20 protein-coding genes and 1 other RNA gene are annotated in these 21,515 nt (G+C 66.4%); 16 read left to right on the top strand and 5 right to left on the bottom strand.

Going from position 1 to position 21,515, the window contains the following annotated elements; all coding sequences use genetic code 11:
* Window positions 1–106 precede the first annotated feature (106 nt).
* Window positions 107–556, top strand: coding sequence for a response regulator (locus tag DD542_RS14380; protein WP_127806124.1), 450 nt, complete (start codon window positions 107–109; stop codon window positions 554–556).
* A 175-nt stretch (window positions 557–731) separates the two neighbouring features.
* Here DD542_RS14380 and DD542_RS14375 read toward each other — a convergent pair whose 3' ends face one another.
* Window positions 732–1,430 carry a response regulator gene (locus tag DD542_RS14375; protein WP_164868403.1) on the bottom strand — a complete coding sequence of 233 codons (699 nt, stop codon included), beginning with the start codon at window positions 1,428–1,430 and terminating at the stop codon, window positions 732–734.
* A gap of 323 nt (window positions 1,431–1,753) precedes the next feature.
* Here DD542_RS14375 and DD542_RS14370 point away from each other — a divergent pair, with 323 nt between their 5' ends.
* The 5 genes from DD542_RS14370 to DD542_RS14350 all read left to right on the top strand — a co-directional run bounded on the left by DD542_RS14370 (window position 1,754) and on the right by DD542_RS14350 (window position 6,724).
* The gene (locus DD542_RS14370; protein ID WP_066151290.1) at window positions 1,754–3,091 is read left to right on the top strand and encodes a glycosyltransferase; all 1,338 of its coding nucleotides are present in this window, start codon (window positions 1,754–1,756) and stop codon (window positions 3,089–3,091) included.
* A 49-nt stretch (window positions 3,092–3,140) separates the two neighbouring features.
* A complete protein-coding gene (locus tag DD542_RS14365; protein WP_127806122.1) occupies window positions 3,141–3,911 on the top strand; it encodes a hypothetical protein in 771 nt (256 codons plus the stop codon).
* 52 nt (window positions 3,912–3,963) lie between these two features.
* Window positions 3,964–4,727, top strand: a protein-coding gene (locus tag DD542_RS14360) for an IS5 family transposase (RefSeq protein WP_127806121.1) whose coding sequence is annotated in 2 segments (ribosomal slippage) — window positions 3,964–4,279 and window positions 4,279–4,727 — 765 coding nt in all. Because the reading frame shifts where the segments join, the coding sequence is not laid out codon by codon here.
* A 21-nt stretch (window positions 4,728–4,748) separates the two neighbouring features.
* Window positions 4,749–5,591 (top strand): Gfo/Idh/MocA family oxidoreductase, encoded by an 843-nt coding sequence (locus DD542_RS14355; RefSeq protein ID WP_127806120.1) that lies wholly within the window; start codon window positions 4,749–4,751, stop codon window positions 5,589–5,591.
* Complete coding sequence (locus DD542_RS14350) at window positions 5,588–6,724, top strand: DegT/DnrJ/EryC1/StrS family aminotransferase (RefSeq protein WP_127806119.1); 1,137 nt, start codon at window positions 5,588–5,590, stop codon at window positions 6,722–6,724. The genes DD542_RS14355 and DD542_RS14350 overlap by 4 nt, the downstream gene beginning before the upstream one ends.
* Here the strand turns inward: DD542_RS14350 and ffs are convergent.
* Window positions 6,710–6,806, bottom strand: an RNA gene (gene ffs / locus DD542_RS14345) — signal recognition particle sRNA small type. The two genes, DD542_RS14350 and ffs, sit on opposite strands and share 15 nt — an antisense overlap.
* A gap of 65 nt (window positions 6,807–6,871) precedes the next feature.
* Here ffs and dnaX point away from each other — a divergent pair.
* The 5 genes from dnaX (at window position 6,872) to DD542_RS14320 (ending at window position 11,413) form a co-directional block, all read left to right on the top strand.
* Window positions 6,872–8,773, top strand: coding sequence for a DNA polymerase III subunit gamma/tau (dnaX, locus tag DD542_RS14340; protein ID WP_127806118.1), 1,902 nt, complete (start codon window positions 6,872–6,874; stop codon window positions 8,771–8,773).
* Window positions 8,774–8,819: 46 nt separating this feature from the next.
* The gene (locus DD542_RS14335) at window positions 8,820–9,152 is read left to right on the top strand and encodes a YbaB/EbfC family nucleoid-associated protein (protein ID WP_066151282.1); all 333 of its coding nucleotides are present in this window, start codon (window positions 8,820–8,822) and stop codon (window positions 9,150–9,152) included.
* Between the two features lie 14 nt (window positions 9,153–9,166).
* Window positions 9,167–9,772, top strand: coding sequence for a recombination mediator RecR (recR, locus tag DD542_RS14330; RefSeq protein WP_127806117.1), 606 nt, complete (start codon window positions 9,167–9,169; stop codon window positions 9,770–9,772).
* Window positions 9,773–9,808: 36 nt separating this feature from the next.
* Complete coding sequence (locus DD542_RS14325; protein ID WP_127806116.1) at window positions 9,809–10,213, top strand: MAPEG family protein; 405 nt, start codon at window positions 9,809–9,811, stop codon at window positions 10,211–10,213.
* A 135-nt stretch (window positions 10,214–10,348) separates the two neighbouring features.
* On the top strand, window positions 10,349–11,413 hold the full coding sequence (locus DD542_RS14320; protein ID WP_127806115.1) for an ABC transporter substrate-binding protein: 1,065 nt from the start codon (window positions 10,349–10,351) through the stop codon (window positions 11,411–11,413).
* 19 nt (window positions 11,414–11,432) lie between these two features.
* On the opposite strand, the gene DD542_RS14315 is transcribed toward DD542_RS14320, so the two are convergent.
* Together DD542_RS14315 and gloB are read right to left on the bottom strand one after the other, a co-directional pair.
* The gene (locus tag DD542_RS14315) at window positions 11,433–13,019 is read right to left on the bottom strand and encodes a transglycosylase SLT domain-containing protein (protein ID WP_127806114.1); all 1,587 of its coding nucleotides are present in this window, start codon (window positions 13,017–13,019) and stop codon (window positions 11,433–11,435) included.
* A 57-nt stretch (window positions 13,020–13,076) separates the two neighbouring features.
* A complete protein-coding gene (gene gloB, locus DD542_RS14310; RefSeq protein ID WP_127806113.1) occupies window positions 13,077–13,850 on the bottom strand; it encodes a hydroxyacylglutathione hydrolase in 774 nt (257 codons plus the stop codon).
* A gap of 84 nt (window positions 13,851–13,934) precedes the next feature.
* On the opposite strand from gloB, the gene DD542_RS14305 reads away from it, so the two are divergent.
* The 5 genes from DD542_RS14305 to DD542_RS14285 all read left to right on the top strand — a co-directional run bounded on the left by DD542_RS14305 (window position 13,935) and on the right by DD542_RS14285 (window position 20,227).
* Window positions 13,935–14,774 (top strand): methyltransferase domain-containing protein, encoded by an 840-nt coding sequence (locus tag DD542_RS14305; RefSeq protein WP_066151269.1) that lies wholly within the window; start codon window positions 13,935–13,937, stop codon window positions 14,772–14,774.
* A 24-nt stretch (window positions 14,775–14,798) separates the two neighbouring features.
* Window positions 14,799–15,233: a ribonuclease HI gene (gene rnhA / locus DD542_RS14300; protein ID WP_066151267.1), complete on the top strand. Its 435-nt coding sequence runs from the start codon at window positions 14,799–14,801 to the stop codon at window positions 15,231–15,233.
* Between the two features lie 162 nt (window positions 15,234–15,395).
* Window positions 15,396–16,643, top strand: a complete 1,248-nt coding sequence (locus tag DD542_RS14295; RefSeq protein WP_127806112.1) for an efflux RND transporter periplasmic adaptor subunit — start codon at window positions 15,396–15,398, stop codon at window positions 16,641–16,643.
* A gap of 30 nt (window positions 16,644–16,673) precedes the next feature.
* The gene (locus DD542_RS14290) at window positions 16,674–19,769 is read left to right on the top strand and encodes an efflux RND transporter permease subunit (RefSeq protein ID WP_127806111.1); all 3,096 of its coding nucleotides are present in this window, start codon (window positions 16,674–16,676) and stop codon (window positions 19,767–19,769) included.
* Entirely contained in the window at window positions 19,766–20,227 is a 462-nt protein-coding gene (locus DD542_RS14285) for an isoprenylcysteine carboxylmethyltransferase family protein (RefSeq protein WP_079365748.1), read from the top strand. The genes DD542_RS14290 and DD542_RS14285 overlap by 4 nt, the downstream gene beginning before the upstream one ends.
* Before the next feature lie 6 nt (window positions 20,228–20,233).
* Here the strand turns inward: DD542_RS14285 and glp are convergent, their stop codons facing one another.
* The gene (glp, locus tag DD542_RS14280; RefSeq protein WP_127806110.1) at window positions 20,234–21,511 is read right to left on the bottom strand and encodes a gephyrin-like molybdotransferase Glp; all 1,278 of its coding nucleotides are present in this window, start codon (window positions 21,509–21,511) and stop codon (window positions 20,234–20,236) included.
* Between the last annotated feature and the right edge of the window lie 4 nt (window positions 21,512–21,515).

Below are 21,515 nucleotides of genomic sequence, written 5' to 3'. Positions count from 1 at the left end.
GCCGTTTTGATCGGGATCGATTCATCTTGGCTGTCGAGCAAATTAGAGGTCGTGTTTTTCAGCTGTCTCGATTGCGCCAGAATAGCCTGTTAGGCATAGAAGCGAAATGAATCACCATATTGATCAACTGATTGAGAACTGTGGCCACAAGCCCAAAATCCTGGTGGTTGATGACCAGCCCATAAACATTCAGGTTATCTACAGCGTGCTCAAGAACCAGTTCAGCGTCGTCATGGCAACGACAGGTGAGCAAGCGCTGGTTCAAGCTGAGCAGCAGCGTCTTGATTTGATCATTTTGGACGTCATGCTGCCTGACCTTGATGGGTATGAGGTTTGTAAACGCTTGAAGGCTAATCCCGCCACCAGTGCTATTCCGGTTATTTTTGTCACTGGAAACAATAGTGCCTCTGATGAACAAAAGGGTTTTGAATTTGGCGCCATCGACTTCATTGCCAAGCCAATCAATGCCGCGATTTTGAAAGCCAGAGTCAAAACGTACGTGGCCTTCAAACTACAAACAGAGTTGCTTCAATCCATGAAGCCGAGGGATGACTGACCGCTCGGTTACTCACCGGCCCTGATGTTGAGGCCCGTGGTGGATGCACGTGTTAGCGCGGAAACGACCAGTACCGATTGAACTGGGACCCAAAGCGGAAGGAGTCCGCCCCGTCTTGGAGTGTCGATTCCTGCAGGCGCCTAGAACACGGCGATACTGAACAAAGCCGGCAGGCCTATACCTCCTGTGTCGCGCTCTCGATCACAAGCGTTACCTGCAGATTCACCTCGCGCAGGAAAATCACTAAGGCTTCGTCTCCGGACGTCGCCTCTCCCACACAAGTCCTCAACAGGGTTGAGCAATGCTTCAAGCCCAGTAGCGCGCAGCTGCCCTGTATGCGTTGGATCTCGGCCAGAGAGGTCGATGCATCGCTCCCGGTTTGCACCCGACCCACACAAGCAGAAATGTCGGATTGCAGCTTACGCATCAGACGGATAACCTCAGATTTTGGAAGACCCAGGCGCCGAGCGATTTGACCTAGTGGCTCCACCAGGTTCGTCTGCGTTTCCCGCAAAATCCGCTCAAGTGTGCGGGTGGTGTCTGCGAACGAAAAAGGCTTGATGATGAATCCCACCGCGCCCGCTTCGATTGCGCTTAGGACGGACTGGCGGTCCGCTGCAGAGGAAATCATCACGAAGGGTATGGCGGAAAGTAACTGATCGCCTTTTGCCCGTTTGAGCAGCCCCACGCCGTCCAGGTTCGGCATCGACAGGTCACAGCAGCACAGCGACGGACGTAGCCCGTCTTGCAGCAAAGCCCAAGCCGCTTCGCCGTCTGCAGCTTCAACGACTCCAGTGACGCCCGGCAGGCGTTGAATCAGAGACTCCAAGGGGACTCGGGAAATTTCGTCGTCGTCAACTATCAGGATCTTCATATTCCGCATGCCTTGTGCGATGGCTCGCTACATCCGCTTTACCTGCGTCTGCGCTTTCCTCATTTTTTGCAACGGGTACCTAGCAGGCCGTTGAAAAAGTGCTCATCGAACGTATCAGGGACGCTGTTTCCGAAGAAACGAGTGGCCCAGACGCGTTTCTGAAGCAAAAAACGCCTTGGGTTGCACCAAGGCGTCTCTTGTGTGCCCCCGCTCATCCGTTTTGACACGGACTGAATGCGGCCCTTTGTCTTGAAGGCCTCCGGTCAGGAGCATGCCCTATCATCCAGCCGGATGACAGGCCCCAAGACCCGAAGAGGACCTCTGTGAAGATTCTGCTGGCCGTCTGCAGCATGGCCCACCGCTCTGGCGCCGAGCTCTTTGTGCACGACGTGGCCACCGTTTTGCACCGGCGTGGTCACTCGGTGGTGGTCTATGCACCCATCATGGGCGACATGGTGGACGGGCTGCGCCAGCGCTGCATTGCCTGCGTGGTTGAGCTGAGCCAGGTGGCCGAGGCGCCCGACATCATCATCGGCAACACGCGCGACGACACGGTGGCCTGCCTGGCGCACTTCCTGGACGTGCCGGCCATCTCCATCTGCCACGACCGCACGGCTTCCCACGGCCAACCGCCGTTGTTCTCCCGGGTGCGGCAGCATGTGGCGGTGGACGCCAATTGCGCCGAGCGCCTGTCGCTGGAGAGCGGCATTCCGGCCGCGGGGATCGCCATCGTGTCCAACGGGGTGGATCTGCAGCGGTTTCGACCGCGGCCTGCCTTGCCCGGGCGGCCCCGCAGGGCGGCCATCTTCAGCAACTACGCCACCGAGAGTCCGGACACGCGCGCCATCCGTTCGGCGTGCGAGTCGCTGGGACTGACGCTGGAGGTGATCGGGCAGGGCGTCGGCCGCCAGGCGACGGCGCCTGAGGACTTGCTGGGAGCGTTCGATCTGGTGTTTGCCAAAGCGCGCTGTGCCATGGAGGCCATGGCGGTCGGTTGCGCAGTCGTCCTGCTGAACGAAGGCATGGGTTTGGCGGGACTGGTCACGGCCGACAAGGTGCAGGAATGGCATCGCTGGAATTTCGGTCGCCGCCTGATGCAGGCGCCCATTGACAGCGATGCGATCCGGCGCGAAGTGCTCCGCTACGACGCAGCCGATGCGGCGCTTGTTAGTGACTACGTGCGAACCCATGTGTCGCTGGAGGCCAGCGCCGACGCGCTGGAAGCGCTGGCGCGCCAGGTGATCGAGGCCGAGCCCGGGCGCGCGGTGATCGACCCACGGGATGAACTGCGCGAGTTCGCCCGGCATGTGGCCGACAACCTGGTGCCCTTCGGCACGCCGCAGGTTGCGGTGCAGGTCGGCCTGTTGCTCGCGCGCATCCAGGACCTTGAGTCGCGTCTGATCGGCACCGCAACCAGCCTGGCGAACACCCAGGAAGACCTTCTGGCGTCCGGGGCCAGGGCAATGGAGCTCGAACAACAGGCACAGGCTCTGAGCGGGTTGAGCGATCGCGCAGCCTGGCTGGAACGGCAGGTGCAGGAGTTGCAGGACGCCAGGACGCAGGCCGATGCATTCGAACGCGAGGTGCAGGCCTTGAGGAGCAGCCATTCCTGGCGCCTGACCGCGCCCATGCGCTGGCTGGTTTCGCGCTTCAAGCACTGATCTTGGGCACGCCGCACTCTCCACACGACCACCCGATGCAATGACCGCCATGAAGCCCCTTCTCCTGGTTGCCCACCCCGGACATGAGCTGCGTGTTTTCCAATGGGTCCAGCAGGCCCGCCCTCAGGTCGTGGTGCTGACCAGCGGGGACGGCTCCATTGGTCAGCCCCGGCTGGAGGACAGCCGGCGCATGCTGAACCAATGGGGGCTGGACGTGCGCAGCGAGTGGCTGGCGCCTGTGTCCGATTCGGTGGTGTACCAGGCGCTGCTGGGGACGGGGAGTTCTCCATTCGGAGAATGGCTCGACGGGCTCACCCGGGCGGCACTGGAGGCCGGCATCGACACGGTGGTGGCGGACGAGGCAGAGGGCTACAACCCGTCGCACGACCTTTGCCGGGTGCTGGCCAACCGCCTGGTGTCGCGCTTGCGCGCGGCGGGCCGCGAGGTGCGCAACCTGGAAATCCCCCTGGTGGGTCATCCCTGTGACCCTGCGCGTGAAGACCAGATCGAGATCGAGGTGCGACTGACGGAGGCCGAGCTCCGCCAGAAGCTGGAGCAGGTGCTGGACTACGCCCGGCGCTGCAGCCCGGTGCTGCTGGCCGAGGTGCAGACCATGTTCGACACTTTCGGCACGCAGGCCTTCGCCCGCGAATGCCTCTACCCCGCGGCCCGCACGCCTTATGAGGAAGGGGTGCTGCCAGGTGACATGCCCCACTTCGAGCGGGTCGGGGAAGAGCGGCAGGCTGCGGGCATCTACAAGGATGTGATCCGCGCACGGCATCTGCTGCGCATGGTGACTGCTGCGGGCGTCCCGGACTAAGGCGTGTTAACACTAGTTGCGATTTCATTGACTGCGACGGATACTTCGACGCATGGAGATCACACCCGAGCAATTCGCCACGATTGAGCACTGTCTGCCCAGGCAGCGTGGCAACGTCAGCCTGAGCAACCTGCAAGTGGTCAATGCGATCCTCTATGTGGCCGAGCATGGCTGCAAGTGGCGCGGACTGCCCAAGCGGTTTGGCAACTGGCACACCATCTACACGCGCATGAACCGCTGGACCAAGGCCGGGGTACTTGATCGCATGTTCGAGGAGTTGCAGCGGGCCCAGGTCGTGCGCATCAAGATCGAAGCGGTATCGCTGGACTCCACCAGCATCAAGGTCCATCCCGACGGCACTGGAGCACTAAAAAAAACGGCCCGCAGTCCATCGGAAAGTCCCGAGGGGGATGGAACACCAAGATTCATATGGTTGCCGCGGATGCTCGAACGGCCGTGACGTTCTGCCTCTCGCCTGGGCAGGCACACGACGCACCCGAAGGTCGGCGCCTGCTCAGCAGTCTTGGGCCAACCAGCAGACCTGTGCATTTGCTGATGGACCGAGCTTACGAAGGCAACGAGACGCGGCAGTTGGCCCTGGATCTGGGGTTCGTTCCGGTGGTGCCACCGATGAGGACGCGGATCGAACCTTGGGAGTACGACCGCGAGATGTACAAGCGCCGCAACGAGGTCGAACGTCTGTTCCGTCGGCTCAAGGGCTATCGCCGGATCTTCTCGCGCTTCGAGAAACTCGATCTCATGTTCCTGGGTTTCATCAGCTTCGTTCTCGTCGCCGATGGACTTCGGATGTGTTAACAGCCCCTAGTCGAGACGACGATGGGAACTCGCACCCGCATCGCCGTTCTGGGATTCGGTCGCTTCGGCCGGGTGCACGCCTTGCGCTTGCAGGCTCACCCGGCCTACGAAGTGGTGTGTGTGGTCGACCCCGACCCGCAGGCGCGTGCCGCTGCGCAGACGCAGGGCTTCAATGCCGTTGCCTCCCTTGACGCCTTGCCGAAGGCGGTGCAGGCCGCCGCGGTGGTCACACCCGCAGAAACCCACGCGGATCTGGCGGTGACGCTGATGCACCGGGGCATCGACGTGCTGGTCGAGAAGCCGATGGCCGAAAGCGAGCAGGCCATTGACGCCATGCTGGACGCTGTCCGCGTGACGGGTCGCAAGCTCTTCATCGGCCACATCGAGCGCTTCAACCCGGCGCTGATCGACCTGCCGTGGGGTCAGGTTCCTGGTCACCTGGTGTTCCGGCGCCAGTCCCGCCTGCCCGGCACCGCCCGTTCGGTGGTGCTGGACCTGATGGTGCACGACCTCGATCTGGCGCCCCACCTCCTGCGCTGCGGACCCGATGAATTCCTTCACATTCTCGATGTGCAGTCTCTGGAGGACAGCATGCAGGTCGTGGCGCGGATGGGCGACACGCGTGTGGACTTTCATGTCCGCCACGGCGCGGACATCTCTCTTGCCAGCGTGTGTTGGGGCGACCAAGGAGCCTGGAATGAGCTGCTTCTGTCCAGCCGGTCCGATCTGGGGCAGTCCGATGCCCTGACCAGACAGTACACCGCCTTTCATCACGAGTTGCGCGGCCTGCCTTCGCTGCTGGCAGGTGCACAGGATGGCGCCATCGCTGCCCGCCGCGCTCTCGCCATCGTGGCCAAGCTATGAAGGTGCCTTTTTTTCGCAGTCCCTGGCAGGAGCCAGAAGCCGCAGATCGCGCGATGGCGGTTTGGTCCCAGGTGCTGCGCAGCGGCTGCTACATCCAGGGGCCTGCTGTGTCGCGCTTTGAAGGAGCGCTGGCCCTGCGACTGGGCGCTCGGCAGGTGGTGGGGCTGAACTCCGGCACCGATGCCCTGGTGCTTGCGCTGCGCTTGCTCGACCTCGACCCTGGCGACGAGGTCGTGTTGCCCAGCTACACCTTTTTCGCCTGTTTCGAGGCTGTGGTGCGGGCTGGCGCCGTTCCAGTCTTGTGCGACTGTGCTCCCGACGATTTCCTTGCCGGTGCCGAGGACGTGGCCGAGCGGCTGACGCCGCGCACACGGGCCGTTCTCACTGTGCCGCTGTTCGGCGATGCCAGCGCACTGCCCGGTGTTTCGCAGCTGTGCCGGGACCGGGGGCTGCCGCTGGTCGAAGACGCTGCACAGGCGCTGGGCGCACGCGCCTGGACTCCGGACCGTGGCTGGGTCGCTGCCGCAGCCTGGGGAGACCTGAGCACCCTGAGCTTCTATCCCACCAAGACCTTGGGGGCAAGCGGTGACGCTGGCGCCCTGAGCAGTCCGCATGCGCAGCTGGTGGAGCGCGCACAGGCGCTGCGCAATCATGGCTTGAACAGCGCAGTTCATATCGATGTGGGCTACAACAGCCGCATGGACGCGCTGCAGGCGGAGCTGCTCCTGATGGGGCTGGATCAGCTGGATCGTTGGCTGGCCAGGCGCCAGGAGATTGCGCGGCGCTACCTGAGCGGCTTGTCCGGACTGCCGGGCATCACCCTGCCACACGACCGCGAGGGCCATGCCTGGAACTACTTTGTCCTGCGGTGTGAGCGCCGTGACGGTCTGCGGGAGAGCCTCGCCGCGGCGGGCGTCGAAACCAAGATCTATTACGAACGCCCCATTCACGCACAGCCGGCCTGGCTGGCCCGGTATGGGGAGCGGACGCTGCCTCATGCCAGCGCGCTTGCCAGCCGGGCCCTGGCGTTGCCCATTTTTCCGGGCATGCAGGATGAGGAGGTCGCAAGGGTGGTGGCCGCTGTGCGGCGGGCTGTTGCCGTACAGCAGAAAGAAGAAGGTGACGAGCCTTGACCCCGGCACTGGCTCCACAGTTAGGGCTGCTTGGTTCCCCACCTGACCCGGTTGGCCGCTTTACCATGCGGGAAGGCCCGTCAACTGCAATTGTAGGCGATGCCTGTGTCCTTTGCGGCGTGGGGTGACCTTTAGAATCAGCCGCCTATGTCCTATGTCGTCCTGGCCCGCAAATACCGTCCGCGCCGCTTCACCGAAATGGTGGGGCAGCAGCATGTGGTCCAAGCCCTCTCGAATGCCCTGACGACCCAGCGCCTGCACCACGCCTACCTGTTCACCGGCACGCGTGGCGTGGGCAAGACCACGGTCTCGCGCATTCTGGCCAAGTCGCTCAACTGCCTGGGTGCTGACGGGCAGGGCGGTATCACCGCCGAGCCCTGCGGCGTGTGCCAGGCCTGCACCGACATCGACGCCGGGCGTTTCGTCGACTACACCGAGCTGGACGCGGCCTCCAACCGCGGCGTGGACGAGGTGCAGTCGCTGCTGGAGCAGGCGGTCTACAAGCCGGTGCAGGGGCGCTTCAAGGTCTTCATGATCGACGAGGTGCACATGCTCACCGGGCACGCGTTCAACGCGATGCTCAAGACACTGGAAGAGCCGCCCGAATACCTCAAGTTCGTGCTGGCCACGACCGACCCGCAGAAGGTGCCGGTCACGGTGCTCTCGCGCTGCCTGCAGTTCAACCTGCGGCCGATGGCGCCGGAGACGGTGCTGGAACACCTGGGCCAGGTGCTGGCGGCCGAGAACGTACCGGCCGAGCCGCAGGCCTTGCGCCTGCTCTCGCGCGCGGCGCGCGGTTCGATGCGCGATGCGCTGTCGCTCACCGACCAGGCCATCGCCTTCGGTGGCGGCCAGTTGCAGGAGGCCACGGTGCGCCAGATGCTGGGCGCGGTGGACCGTTCGCACGTGCTGCGGCTGATCGATGGCCTGGCGCGCGGTGATGGCGCGGCGGTGGTGGACACCGTCGATGCGCTGCGCGTCAACGGGCTGAACGCCGCTTCCACGCTGGAAGAAATGACCAGCCTGCTGCAGCGCATGGCCGTGCTGCAGGTCGTGCCCGAGCGGGCGGCGCTGGAGGCCTCGGACGACCCCGACCAGCCCGAGATCGTGCGGCTGGCGCAGGCCCTGCCGGCCGACGAGACGCAGCTGCTCTACAGCCTGTGCCTGCACGGTCGTGCCGAGCTGGGACTGGCGCCCGACGAGTACGCCGCGCTGACCATGGTGCTGCTGCGGCTGCTGGCCTTCAAGCCGGCCGGCGCCCCCAGCGCCTCGCCGGAAAAAAAAACACTGAAATCCGGGCCTGAGCCCGTCGCAGCGCCCGCGCCGGTGGCCAAGCCGCCGGTGGTCGTGCCCCCTTCGCAGGGCCCTGCGGCCCAGGTGCCCGCTTCGCCAGCCGTCTCCGCCCCGTCTGCCGCCGTGCCTGCACCCCGGCCCGCTGAAGCCCCCGTCTCGCGCGCGGCTCCCGAAGAACCCACGGACGTCGACGGACCGCCCTGGGTCGACGAACCCGGTGAAGAGTCGATGCCGGAGCCGCCGGAAGAGGGCGTGCAGACCAGCCGGCGCGTGGTGGAAATTCCGGTGCGCGAGGCCAGCCTGTCCCCGCGGGTGGAGCAGATGCGCGACCCCTCGGAGCCGGTGCGACTGCCGGAGCCGGTGATCACGCCCGAGGGCGACTTCTGGTTCGCCCTGGTGCAGCAGATGGTCAAGGCCGAGGTGGTCTCGGCACTGGTGCGTGAGCTGGCGCTGCAGTCGCAGCTGGTGGCGCGCGACGCCGACCAATGGCTGCTGCGCGTGGAGCGCGAGTCGCTCAACCAGCCCAGCACGCGCGAACGTCTGTCGACGGCCCTGCAGTCGCAGGGTCATGCGGTGCGGCTGGCGGTGGAGATCGGCCCGGTGAGCGACTCGGCGTCCCTGCGCCTGGCGGCCGAGGCCAACCGGCGCCAGCGCGAGGCCGAGCGCATCATTCACGACGACCCTCTGGTGCAGGCCATGATGCGCGACTTTGGCGGCAGAATCGTGCCCGGATCGTTGCGGGCCACCGAGGCCTGAACGCACAGCTTTTATTCATTCCAAGAACCCCAACCCAAGGAACACCATGTTCAACAAAGGACAACTCGCCGGCCTGATGAAGCAGGCCCAGGCCATGCAGGAAAACCTCAAGAAGGCCCAGGACGAACTGGGCAACATCGAGGTCACGGGTGAGTCCGGTGCCGGTCTGGTCAAGGTGCTCATGACCTGCAAGCACGACGTGCGCCGCGTGACCATCGACCCTTCGCTGCTGGCCGACGACAAGGACATGCTCGAAGACCTGGTGGCCGCCGCCTTCAACGCCGCAGTGCGCAAGGCCGAAGAGACCTCGCAGGAGAAGATGGGCAAGCTCACCGCCGGCATGCCGGGGCTGCCCGGCGGCATGAAGTTCCCGTTCTGACCACGCACCCTCGCGTGGCCGATACCCACTCGCTGGAACTGCTGGTGCAGGCGCTGCGCTGCCTGCCCGGCGTGGGGGTGAAATCCGCCCAGCGCATGGCCTTCCATCTGCTGCAGCACGACCGCGAAGGCGCGCTGCGTCTGTCGCAGGCCTTGCAGCACGCCTGCAGCTCGGTGAAGCACTGCACGATGTGCCACACCTTCACCGAAAACGACATCTGCCCGACCTGCGAGGACCCGCGGCGCGACCGCGGCCTGCTCTGTGTGGTCGAGACGCCGGCCGACCAGGCGGCGATGGAGCGCACCGGTGCCTACAAGGGCCTGTACTTCGTGCTGATGGGCAAGCTCAGCCCGCTGGACGGCGTGGGTCCGCGCGAGATCGGCCTGCAGAAGCTGTTCGAACGCATCGACGCGACCGAACAGGGCGAGCGGGTGGTGCGCGAGGTGATCCTGGCGACCAACTTCACCGCCGAAGGTGAGACCACGGCCCATGTCATCGCACAGGGGCTGAAGACCCGTGGCGTCAACGTCACCCGTCTGGCGCGCGGGGTGCCGGTCGGCAGCGAGCTCGAATACGTCGATCTGGGCACCATCGCCCACGCCCTGGTGGACCGGCGCTGAAGCGTCCGGCCTCCGTTTTTGTTTCAAGGTGTTTTCATGACCTATGCCGGACTGACCGTGGCCTACTGGACCGTGCTGGTCGTGGCCCTGCTGCCGCTCGGCTGCGCCTGGCTGGCCAAGTCGGGGGCGGTGTCCAAACCCCGCCGGGAAGGCGGCTACGACAACCACCTGCCCCGCGAATGGCTGGCGCGTCAGTCGGGCTGGCGCGCGCGGGCCAATGCGGCGCAGGCCAACTGCTTCGAGGCCATGCCGTTCTACATCGGCGCGGTGATCATTGCGCACCAGCATTCGGTCTTCCAGACGCGGCTGGATCTGCTGTGCTTTGTGTACGTGGTGCTTCGGCTGATGTACATCCTGTTCTACGTGGCCGACATGGCCACGCTGCGCAGCGCCGTTTGGGCGCTGGCGTTCGCAGCCAACATCGCGCTGCTCTTCATCTGATTGCGACGCCGGCGGCCGTTACATCGGCTTGCATTTGGCGTCGGTGGAAACCCGCTCGGGACTCGTCCCGATGCGCAGCGGGCGTCCGTGACCTACGCTCGGTTCCATCGAATCAGGGAACCGAAGGACGCGTGCATGTGGAATCGCCGTGAGTGGTTGCGGTCTTGGGCCTCGGCTTTGCCGATGGTGGCCGGGCTGCCTGCGGCGATGGCGCAGGGCAGCGCGAAGTTGCAGTCGCAGCCTTCGCGCGCGCCGTTCGGGCGTGTGGTGCTGGCGGTCGAGAACCGCGCGGCCTTCTGCTACCTGCCGCTGACGATTGCCGACCGCATGGGGTACTTCGCGGCCGAGGGGCTGGATGTCCAGGTGCGCGACCTCATGGAGCCTGGAACAGCCTTGCAGGCCCTGCTGTCCGGGTCGGCGCAGGTGCTCTCCGGTCCCTACAGCACCAGCGTCGCCTTGCGTGCGCGCGGCAAGTCCTATCCTTCGATCGTGCTGCAGGGGCGTGCGCCCCAACTGGTGCTCGGTGTGTCGCACAAGACACTCGCGGGCTTCCGAAACATCGAAGACCTGCGTGGGCGCAAGGTGCTGGTGCCGTCTCTGGGCAGTGGAGCGCACCGCATGGTGCTCATGTTGATGGCGGCCGGCCGTCTGGGCGCGGAAACCGTGGATTTCGTGCCCGTCGCCAGCCCGACGGCGGCGCTGGCGAATTTCCGGAACGGCCTGGTCGATGCGATCTGTTACACCGACCCGGTCATCACCCAGCTGGAGCAGGACAGTGCGCTGCGCCTGGTGGCGGACACACGCACTGTGCGCGGCAACGCCGATGTGTTCGGTGGACCGATGCCCGCGGGTTGCCTTAGCGTGGCGGCCGACTACCTGGGTTCGCACCGCGAGGAGTGCCAGGCGCTGGTCCATGGCCTGGTCCATGCGCTCAAGTGGCTGCAGACAGCGGGCCTGTCCGACATCAACAAGGTGGTGCCGGAGTCGTACTTCCAGGGGGACCGGGCGCTGTATCTGGCGGCGTTCAGCCGTGCTCGCGAAGCATGGTCGCCCGACGGGCTGATGCCCGATGCCGGGCCCGCGACCATGGCGCGGGTAATGTCCCGGTTCGACACCGCGTCACCGCTGCGCCAGGTGGACCTTTCGCAGACTTTCACGAACGACATGGCGCTCAAGGCCAAGGCCCGGTTCAAGGCCTGAGGCGCCGCGCCGGGGATGTTCAGCGTTTGGTGGTCTTGCGGCTGGAGCGCTCCTCCGACGCGACCCGGACGCTCTTCTGTTTGCCCTTGGGCACCTTGGCAGAACGAGCAGGCTTTTTCGCGCTGGCCTGCTTGCTGCGGGTGGCCTTGCCGGCCTTCGCCGAGCGGGCAGGGGCACGCTCGGCCACGCGGACGGATTTGGGCAGCATCAGGGTGAGGCGCTGGCCCGACTTGAGCTTCGCGTTCACGGACAGGCCGTTCCAGCCCGCCACGCTGACGGTGCTCACCCGGTAGCGCTGGGCCACACGGGCCAGCGTGTCGCCCTTGCGGGCGCGAACAACCGTGCGCCGGAGCACCACCTCGGGCGCCAGGCTGAGCTGGGCGTTGTCGGCCACGAACTCGCTCACGTCCCGATCCCGCGCGCCGTTGCGGTGGACCAGCAGGCTGGAACCGGCCCGGACCTTCATGCGCGGCGGGATGTTGTTCACGCTGCGCAACTCGGACTCGCTCATGCCCACGCGCTTGGCCACATCGGACACGCTCATGGTGGACGGCGCCACCCAGGCGGTCCAGCTGGCCAGCGGGCCGCTATAGGTCTTGAGCTTTTCCTCGAACACCTTGGCGTTGTCCCAGGGCAGCAGGATGTTCGGAGTGCCCGCGGCCATCACCAGCGGTTGCTTGATGGACGGGTTGAGCGTGCGGAAGTCGCGCTCGCTGATGCCCGCGAGACTCGCGATGAGCGAGACGTCCATGTCGCGCTCGATCGTGAGCGTGTCGAAGAAGGGGTGGTTGCCGATGGATGGCAGCACGGTGCCGAACACTTCGGGGCGCGCGACGATGTTCTCGACCGCCTGCAGCTTGGGCACGTACATGCGCGTTTCCAGCGGCATGTTCAGGTCGGTGTAGCCGGTGGGGCGGCCCTCGCGCTGGTTGCGGGTGATGGCCCGGTTGACGTTGCCCTGGCCCCAGTTGTAGGCGGCCAGCGCCAGGTGCCAGTCGCCGAACCGGGCGTGCAGCTGTTCAAGGTAGTCGAGCGCCGCACGGGTCGAGGCCAGCACATCGCGGCGGTCGTCGCGGAACACGTTCTGCTTGAGGTCGAAGGACTGGCCGGTGGCGGGCATGAACTGCCACATGCCCGCGGCCCGGGCGCTGGACACCGCCTGGGGGTTGAACGCGCTCTCGATGAACGGCAGCAGCGCCAGCTCCATGGGCAGGTTGCGCCGCTCGATCTCCTCGACGATGTGGAACAGGTAGCGGCTCGAGCGCTCGGTCATGCGCTGGATGTAGTCGGGCCGCGAGGCGTACCACTGTTCGCGGTCGCGCACCAGCTCGCCGTCGAGGTCCTGCATCGCGAGACCGCGGCGGATGCGTTCCCAGATGTCCGCAGGCGCCGCCAGCATGGTGACGGGCGGTGGCGTGGCGGACGCGATGGAAATCTCGCTCAGCGGGGCATGGGGCGTCTGAACCCGCGGAAGCTGGGGAGCGGTGGCCTGGGATGGGGCGGTGGCGCCGGGAGACGGCGTTTGCGGCGGCTCGTGCGGTGGCAGCGGGGTGCTTGCACAGGCGGCCAGCAGCGCCGCGAATCCGAGGCTGCTCAGCACTTTCAAGGAACGTGCCGAACAACAGCGCGCGCGGACGGGCAACGAAGAGAGAAAGGTCATGGACTACTGAAACACGTTTTTCCAGGCACGCAGCGTGGTGAACACACCCAGCGCGTCGGAAGGGGTCTCTGGGGCATGGCGGCGGGCAGCTTCTGAGAGGGCCGGCGCACGCACGCGAAGGAAGGGGTTGATCTGCTTTTCCAGTCCGATGGAGCTGGGCAGCGTGGGAAGGTTCCGCTCGCGCAGCGACTGACAGTGTTGTTCGTGCGCCTGCAGATCGGCATTGTCCGGATCCACCGCCCGCGCAAACCGCAGATTGGACAGCGTGTACTCGTGGGTGCAGCACACCCGGGTGTCGTCCGGCAGGACCGCCAGGCGGTCGAGCGAGGCCAGCATCTGCTGAGGTGTGCCTTCGAACAGGCGGCCACAGCCGGCAGAAAACAGCGTGTCACCGCAGAACAGCAGGGGCGCGCCATTCACATCGGCGCAGTGGTAGGCGATGTGACCCGCCGTGTGGCCCGGCACGTCCATCACCTCGAAGCGCAGGCCCAGCAGTTCGATGGTGTCGCCTTCGCTCACACGCTCAAGGGGCTCGGGAACGACCTCGCGTGCGGGGCCGATCACCCGTGCGCCGGTGGCCTGCCTCAGTGCGTCCACACCCCCCGTGTGATCGCCGTGATGATGGGTGACCAGGATGGCGTCGAGCGTGATGCCCTGCGAACCCAGCCATCTCAGCACACCCTCCGATTCCCCCGGGTCCACCACGAGCGCACGCCGGCCATCATGAAGCACCCAGATGTAGTTGTCATTGAAGGCGGGAAGCGGGATCAGGGTCATGGGGCTCGCACCTTGGGCAGGGCGTGTAGAGTACCGGGCGGGACCGGGTTGCGGCCCGAAGAGACCGTCGCTTGAACACCCAGAATGAATGACCGAATTATAAGTTTGACCGACTGGTTCCAGACCCCTCCGGGGCGCTACTTGCTCCAGTGGGAACAGGGTCAGTTCGACCGTTCGGTGGTGAACTTGTTCGGCTACAACGCGCTGCAGCTGGGGCTGCCGGAACTGCATGCGCTGGCGGCCAACCGGATGCCTCACCGGTGGCTGGCCCTGCCCGAAGAAATGCTCAGCGCCGAGGAAATTCCGACTGGACCGGACCGCGACACGGTGCCCGCAGCCGGAGTCGCAGGGGCATCCTCCTCAGCGATCCCGCGCGTGGCGCTGGTGACCAACGCAGCGGCGCTTCCTTTTCCCGAAGCGAGTCTGGATCTGGTGGTGCTGCCCCACACCCTGGAGCTGAGCGCCGACCCGCACCATGTGCTGCGCGAGGTGGAGCGTGTGCTTGTGCCCGAAGGACGTGTGGTGGTGGCGGGTTTCAACCCCAACAGCTTCTGGGGGCTGCGCCAGAGCCGTGCGCGCCTGATGGGCCGCTTCGGCATCTCGGCGCTGGGTCTGTCGGAGTTGTACCTGCCCGAGGCCGGCGAGTTCATCGGGCCTGGGCGGCTGCGGGACTGGTTCAGCCTGCTGGGCCTCGAAGTCGAGTCGCAGCACTTTGGTTGTTACCGGCCCGCGGTCCACAGCGACAAGTGGCTGCAGCGCTATGCCTGGATGGACCGCGCCGGCCCCCGCTGGTGGCCGATCTTCGGATCGGTCTATTTTTTTGTCGCGGTCAAGCGGGTGCGTGGGGTGCGTCTGCTCGGGCCTGCCTGGCGACCGCGGCGCGCTTCGGGCACCGCGCCCGTGACCATTGCAAACCGGCGCTGAACGCGCCTTTCTGGAGCATTGAATTTGAATCACGTGGTGATGTACACCGATGGTGCCTGCAAGGGCAACCCCGGTCCGGGCGGCTGGGGGGTCTACCTGAAATCGGGCGGGCACGAAAAGGAGTTGTGGGGCGGCGAGCGCGAGACCACCAACAACCGCATGGAGCTGACCGCGGTCATTGAAGGTCTGGCGGCGCTCAAGCGCCCCTGCACGGTGGCGCTCTACCTTGACAGCGAATACGTGCGCAAGGGCATCACCGAGTGGATTCACGGCTGGAAGGCCAAGGGCTGGAAGACGGCCAGCCGGCAGCCGGTGAAGAACGCCGACCTGTGGCAGCGCCTGGATGCGCTGGTGCACCAGGGCACGCACAAGATTGAGTGGCACTGGGTCAAAGGACACGCCGGTGACCCGGGCAACGAGCGGGCCGATGCCCTGGCGAACCGGGGTGTGCCCACCTGAGGTTCGAGCGACCTGATGAATCCCGATGAACGGGTGACCGTTCTCGCGGGGCTTCGGGAACTTGTGCAGCGCAGCAGCGTCTGCGCTGATACATTGCGTTTCTTTCTCCGTCTCATTCGCAGCACGGACGCTGCATGAGGCCTTCGTGGACACGAAGACTACATGGCACAAAAACTCTACGTCTGGGTCGCTGTGGGCGGCATTGCGCTGGCGTCGGCCGGCGCCTGGTGGTTTCAGAACCGTCCCGCTGCAGGTGCACAGCAGGCCGCACCGGGCACTCCCGCTTCCCCCGGTGCTGCCGGTGGACGGCCCGGCCAAGGCGGTGGTGGCATGCCGGGGGTCGAGGTCACCAAGGTCCAGACCCAGCGCCTGCAGGACGATGCCCAGTCCGTCGGCACCCTGCGTTCGCGCCAGAGCGTGACCCTGCGGCCCGAGGTGGCCGGTCGCATCGTGCAGATCGCGGTGTCGGATGGTGCCCGGGTGCGCAGGGGCCAGTTGCTCGTGCAGATGGACGACACGTTGCAGAAGGCGGAACTGAGCCAGGCCCAGGCGCAGTTGTCGATTGCGCGCGCCAACCTCAAGCGCAACGAGGAGCTGGTGGCCCAGGCCTTCGTGGCCCAGCGGGTGCTCGATGAAAGCCGCGCCGCCCTCCAGGTGGCCGAGGCCCAGGTGTCGCTGGCGCAGGCTCGCTTGGCGCGTATGCGCGTCGTGGCGCCCTTCGACGGCACGGTGGGCCTGATCAACATCAACCTCGGCGAGTACGTCAAGGACGGTGCCGACCTGATCAACCTTGAAGACACCTCGCAGCTGACGGTGGACTTCCGCCTGCCCGAGCGCTACCAGAGCCTGGTGGCGGCGGGCCAGTCGGTGCAGGTTCAGCTGGATGCTCTGCCAGGCCAGAACTTTCAGGCCCGCATCCAGGCGGTCGACCCGCTGCTGGACGCCAACGGGCGCTCGGTGGCCGTGCGGGCGGTGCTGCCCTCGACAGCGGGCAAGGACCTGCGCCCGGGCATGTTCGCGCGGGTCAACACCGTGTTTTCGGTCAACGACGCGGCCCTGGTCGTGCCCGAGGAGGCCATCGTGCCGCAGGCGGGCAAGCAGTTCGTCATCAAGCTGCGCAAGGAAGGCGAGGGCGATGGCGCCAAGCTGGTCACCCAGCGCACCGAGGTCCGCATCGGCGTGCGCCGCGCCGGCCAGGTGGAAATCACCGACGGTGTGGCGGTGGGCGACACCGTGGTGGTCGCCGGGCAGCAGCGGCTGCAGCAGGACGGGACCGCCGTCCGTGTGGTGGACATGAGCCGGCCCGAAGCCGGCCAGCCAGGCGCTGGCAAGGGCGGGCCACCGGCCGGCGCTCCCTCAGCCAAGCCGGGTGATGCGCCTGCGGGCGGCAAACCGCCCGCAGCGGGCTGAGGCCGTTCCGCACCGCACAGGAGCCCGACCATGCAACTGCCCGAGATTGCCATCCGCCGCCCGGTCTTCGCGAGCGTGCTGTCCCTGTTGATCCTGCTGGTGGGCCTGGTGGCCTTCCAGGGGCTCACGGTGCGCGAGTACCCCAAGATCGACGAACCGACGGTCACCGTCAGCACCACCTTCACCGGGGCCTCCAGCGAGGTGGTCGAGTTGCAGGTCAGCAAACCGCTGGAGGATTCCATTGCCGGCATCGAGGGGGTGGACGTGATCACCTCCATCAGCCGACAGGAGCGCAGCCAGATCACGGTGCGCTTCAAGCTCGAACGCGACCCCGACTCGGCCGCTGCCGATGTGCGCGACAAGGTCAGCCGGGTGAGGCAGCGCCTGCCGCAGGGCATCGACGAGCCGGTGATCGCGAAGGTGGAGGCCGATGCCTTTCCGGTGATCTGGCTGGCCCTGACTTCCGACACCCACAGCGCGCTGCAGCTGTCCGATCTGGCCAACCGAATCGCCAAGCCGGTGCTGCAGACCGCGCCGGGTGCTGCCGAGGTGCGGGTGTACGGCGAGCGCAAGTACTCCATGCGCATCTGGGCCGACCCCGACCGCCTCGCGGCCTATGGGCTCACGGTGCAGGACATCGAGGATGCGCTGCGGCGTTCCAACCTCGAGGTGCCGGCCGGTCGCATCGAGAGCAGCCAGCGCGAGTTCAACGTGACCGCCGCCACCGACCTGCAGACGCCGCAGCAGTTCCGCGACGTCACCATCCGCAACGTCAACGGCCTGCCGATCCGGCTGGGCGACGTGGCGCGGGTGGTGCAGGGCCCTCAGGACGAACGCAGCTCGGTGCGCCTGAACGGCCGCGACTCGGTGTCGCTGGGCGTGATCCGCCAGGCCACGGCCAACCCGCTGGAGCTGTCCGCGGGCGTGCGCCAGCTGCTGGAAAAGGTCAAGGCCGACCTGCCGCCGGGCATCAACGTCGACATCGCCAACGACAACTCGGTCTTCATTGACCGCTCGATCAAGGCGGTCTACACCACCATCGCCGAAGCGGTGGTGCTGGTGGCACTGGTGATCTTCGTGTTCCTGCGAACGCTGCGCGCCTCCATCATTCCGCTGGTGACGATCCCTGTCAGCCTGGTCGGCTCCTTCGCGCTGATGGCGCTGTTCGGTTTTTCCATCAACACCCTGACGCTGCTGGCGCTGGTGCTGGCCATCGGTCTGGTGGTGGACGATGCCATCGTGGTGCTGGAGAACATCTACCGGCACATCGAGGAGGGCATGAAACCTTTCGACGCTGCCATCAGAGGGGCGCGCGAGATCGGCTTCGCGGTGGTGGCCATGACGCTGACGCTGGCGGCGGTGTACGCGCCGCTGGCCTTCACGCCCGGGCGCACCGGACGCCTGTTCGCTGAGTTTGCGCTTGCCCTGGCCGGCGCGGTGGTGGTTTCGGGCTTCGTGGCGCTGACGCTCTCGCCCATGATGAGCAGCAAGCTGCTGCGCCACAACCCCAACCCAGGCTGGTTCGACAGAGGCATGGAGCGCGTGCTGGTGGCCATCACCAACGGCTACAGCCGCATGCTGGCCGGTGCGCTGCGGGTGCGCTGGCTGGTGGTGGGCATCATGCTCGCCAGCGCGGTGGGCAGCTGGTGGCTGCTCAAGACCACCAAGCAGGAGCTGGCGCCGCTGGAGGACCGGGGCGTGATCCTGGTCAACATCAACGGCCCGGACGGCGCCACGCTGAACTACACGCGCCGTTACGCCGAAGCGGTCGAACGGATCGGACAGGACTACCCGGAGTTCGACCGCATCTTTGCCAACATCGGCAACCCGACCGTGGCCCAGGGCTCGGTGTTCCTGCGTGCCACACCCTGGGAAGAGCGGGAGCGCAGCACCCTGGAAATCGCGCGCGAGCTGCAGCCCAAGATCGGGGCGCTGCCGGGCATCAGCGCGTTCCCGATCACGCCGCCCTCGCTGGGCCAGGGCTTCCGCGAGCGGCCGATCAACTACGTCATCGTCACCAGCGACAGTTACGAAAACCTCTCGCGCACGGTGCGCCGCTTCCAGGACGAGATGGCGAAGTACCCCGGGTTCCAGCAGGTCGACACCGACCTGCGGCTGAACAAGCCGGAGATCCGCATGGACGTGGACCGCGAGCGCGCCGCCGACATGGGGGTGAGCGTGGACGCCATCGCCCGCACGGTGGAGACGCTGCTGGGTGGGCGCACCGTGACCCGCTACAAGCAGGGCGGCGAGCAGTACGACGTGGTGGTGCAGACCGACCGCACGCAGCGCAGCGCGCCCGACGACATCGACCGCCTGTTCGTGCGCGGACGGGGGGACGCCATGATTCCGCTGGCTTCGCTGGTCAAGGTCAGCGAGGTGGTGGTGCCGCGCGAGCTCAACCACTTCGGTCAACGGCGCAGCGCCTCCATCACCGCCAACCTCGGTCCCGAGCTGGCGCTGGGCGATGCGCTGCAGATCATGAACACCATCGCGGCCGAGGTGCTGCCGCCGGGCTACACCACCGACCTCAACGGCCAGAGCAGGGAGTTCCGCAGCTCGTCGGGTTCGCTGGCCATCGTGTTCGCGCTGTCGCTGCTGTTCATCTTTCTGGTGCTGGCGGCCCAGTTCGAGAGCTTCGTCGACCCGTTCATCATCCTGCTGTCGGTGCCCTTGTCCATGCTCGGCGCGCTGCTGGCGTTGCGGCTTACGGGAGGCACACTCAACGTGTTCAGCCAGATTGGTCTGATCACCCTGGTGGGGCTGATCTCCAAGCACGGCATCCTGATCGTGGAGTTCGCCAACCAGCTGCGCGAGCAGGGCCAGTCCAAGCTGGAGGCCGTGACCGCAGCCGCCGCGCTGCGCCTGCGCCCCATCATGATGACCACTGGTGCCATGGTGCTCGGAGCCCTGCCGCTGGCGCTGGCCTCCGGCGCGGGCGCCGAGAGCCGGCAGCAGATCGGCTGGGTCATCGTGGGCGGCATGTCGGTGGGCACGCTGCTGACCATCTTCGTGGTGCCGACCATGTACATGCTGCTGGCGCGCACCCGGCACGGCTCGCGCGTGCTGCCGCAGGAGACCGCCCAGGTTCCGTCGCATCCCGGTGACGTGCTGGTGGCCAAATGAGCTGGCTCGAACACCGGGTGCCGCCGCCCCTGGTGGGCCTGGTCACCGCGCTGCTGATGGTCTGGGCGGCCGGCGGCCCCGAGTGGCATGTGCCCACCGGGTCGAACGGACTGTCGTTGGCGCTGCTGGTGCTGGTCGGACTGTCGTTTGATCTCGCGGGGCTGCTGGCCTTCCGCGCGTCGCGCACCACGGTCAATCCGCTGCGCCCCGAGCGTGCCTCATCCTTGGTCACGCGCGGCGTCTACCGCATCACCCGCAACCCCATGTACGTCGGCATGGTGTTCCTGTTGCTGGCCTGGGGCGTCTACCTCGCGCACTGGCCGGCGCTGCTGTTGGGGCCGATGGCCTATGTCCTGTACCTCACCCGTTTCCAGATCGCGCCCGAAGAACGGGTGCTGCTGGGCCTGTTTGGCGAGGAGTACCGCACCTACATGGCGCGTGTGAGACGCTGGCTCTGAGTTGGCTCAGATCGCGCCATCGAACATCATCACGTCGACAGGATCGCCCACCGCCACGTTGCCTTGGTCGTGGTGCAGCACGATCAGGCCGTTGCCTTCGACCATCGAACGCAGCACGCCCGAGCCCTGGTTGCCGGTGGTGCGCACGCGCAGCGTGCCGTCCGCCTCGCGCGTGACGATGCCGCGCTGGTACTCGGTGCGGCCCGGCTTCTTGCGCAGCGCCTCGGCGCTGCGGGCCTGCAGCAGGACCGGCTCGCAGGCGGTGCAGCCCATCATGCGCTGCAGGGCCGGACGCACGAAGGCCAGGAAGGTGACCATCACGGCCACTGGGTTGCCAGGCAATCCGAAAAGCACCGACGACTTGCCCTCCTGGACGATCCGGCCCACGGCCATGGGCCGTCCGGGCCGCATCGCGATGCGCCAGAACGCCACGTCGCCCAGCTGCTTCATCATGGCCTTGGTGTGGTCGGCCTCGCCCATGCTCACGCCGCCGCTGGTGATGATGGCGTCGGCCTCGGTCGCAGCACGACGGAACGCTGCTTCGAGCGCGGCCGGCTCGTCCTTGACCACGCCCATGTCGAGGACCTCGATGCCCATGCGGGTGAGCAGGCCGAAGACGGTGTAGCGGTTGCTGTCGTAGACCGCGCCCTCGCGCGGCGCCTCGCCCAGGCTCAGGATCTCATCGCCGGTGGAGAAGTACGCCACCTTCAGGCGCCGGAACACGGGGACGGTGGGCAGGCCCAGGCTGGCAATCAGTCCCAGCGCCGCCGGTCCCAGGGTCTGGCCGCGCGCCAGGGCGGGGCGGCCGGCCATCAGGTCTTCGCCGAGCAGGCGGCGGTTGTCGCCCTGGCGGACCACGTCGGCCGGCACGGTGACTGTCTCGTCCTCGACCTTCACGAACTCGATGGGCACCACGGTGTCGGTGCCGGCGGGCATGATGGCGCCGGTCATGATCTTCACGCAGTCGCCCGCACCCGCCTGGCCGCTCCAGGCCTGGCCTGCGTAGGCGGTGCCCAGGCAGCGCAGCACCAGCGGCTGCCCCGGCTGCAACTGGCCGCCATCGAACGCGAAGCCGTCCATGGCCGAGTTGTCGTGCGGCGGCACGCTGATCGGCGAAACCACGTCATCGGCCAGAACCCGCCCCAGGGCACCGAACACGCCGCAGGCTTCTGTCTCGCTGACCGGTGTCACCAGCCGCGCCAGGAACGCGTTGACATCCACGGCCCTGAGGGCCTTGGGGTCGTAACCCTGCAATTCGGCGGCAATCTGTTCAATCGTCTTCATCGGT

The sequence above is a fragment of the Hydrogenophaga sp. NH-16 genome, from assembly GCF_004006415.1.
GTDB classification, from domain to species: Bacteria; Pseudomonadota; Gammaproteobacteria; order Burkholderiales; family Burkholderiaceae_C; genus Hydrogenophaga; species Hydrogenophaga pseudoflava.
The sequence above is the reverse complement of the archived record's forward strand: the minus strand, read 5'-3'. Positions and strand labels throughout refer to the sequence as shown.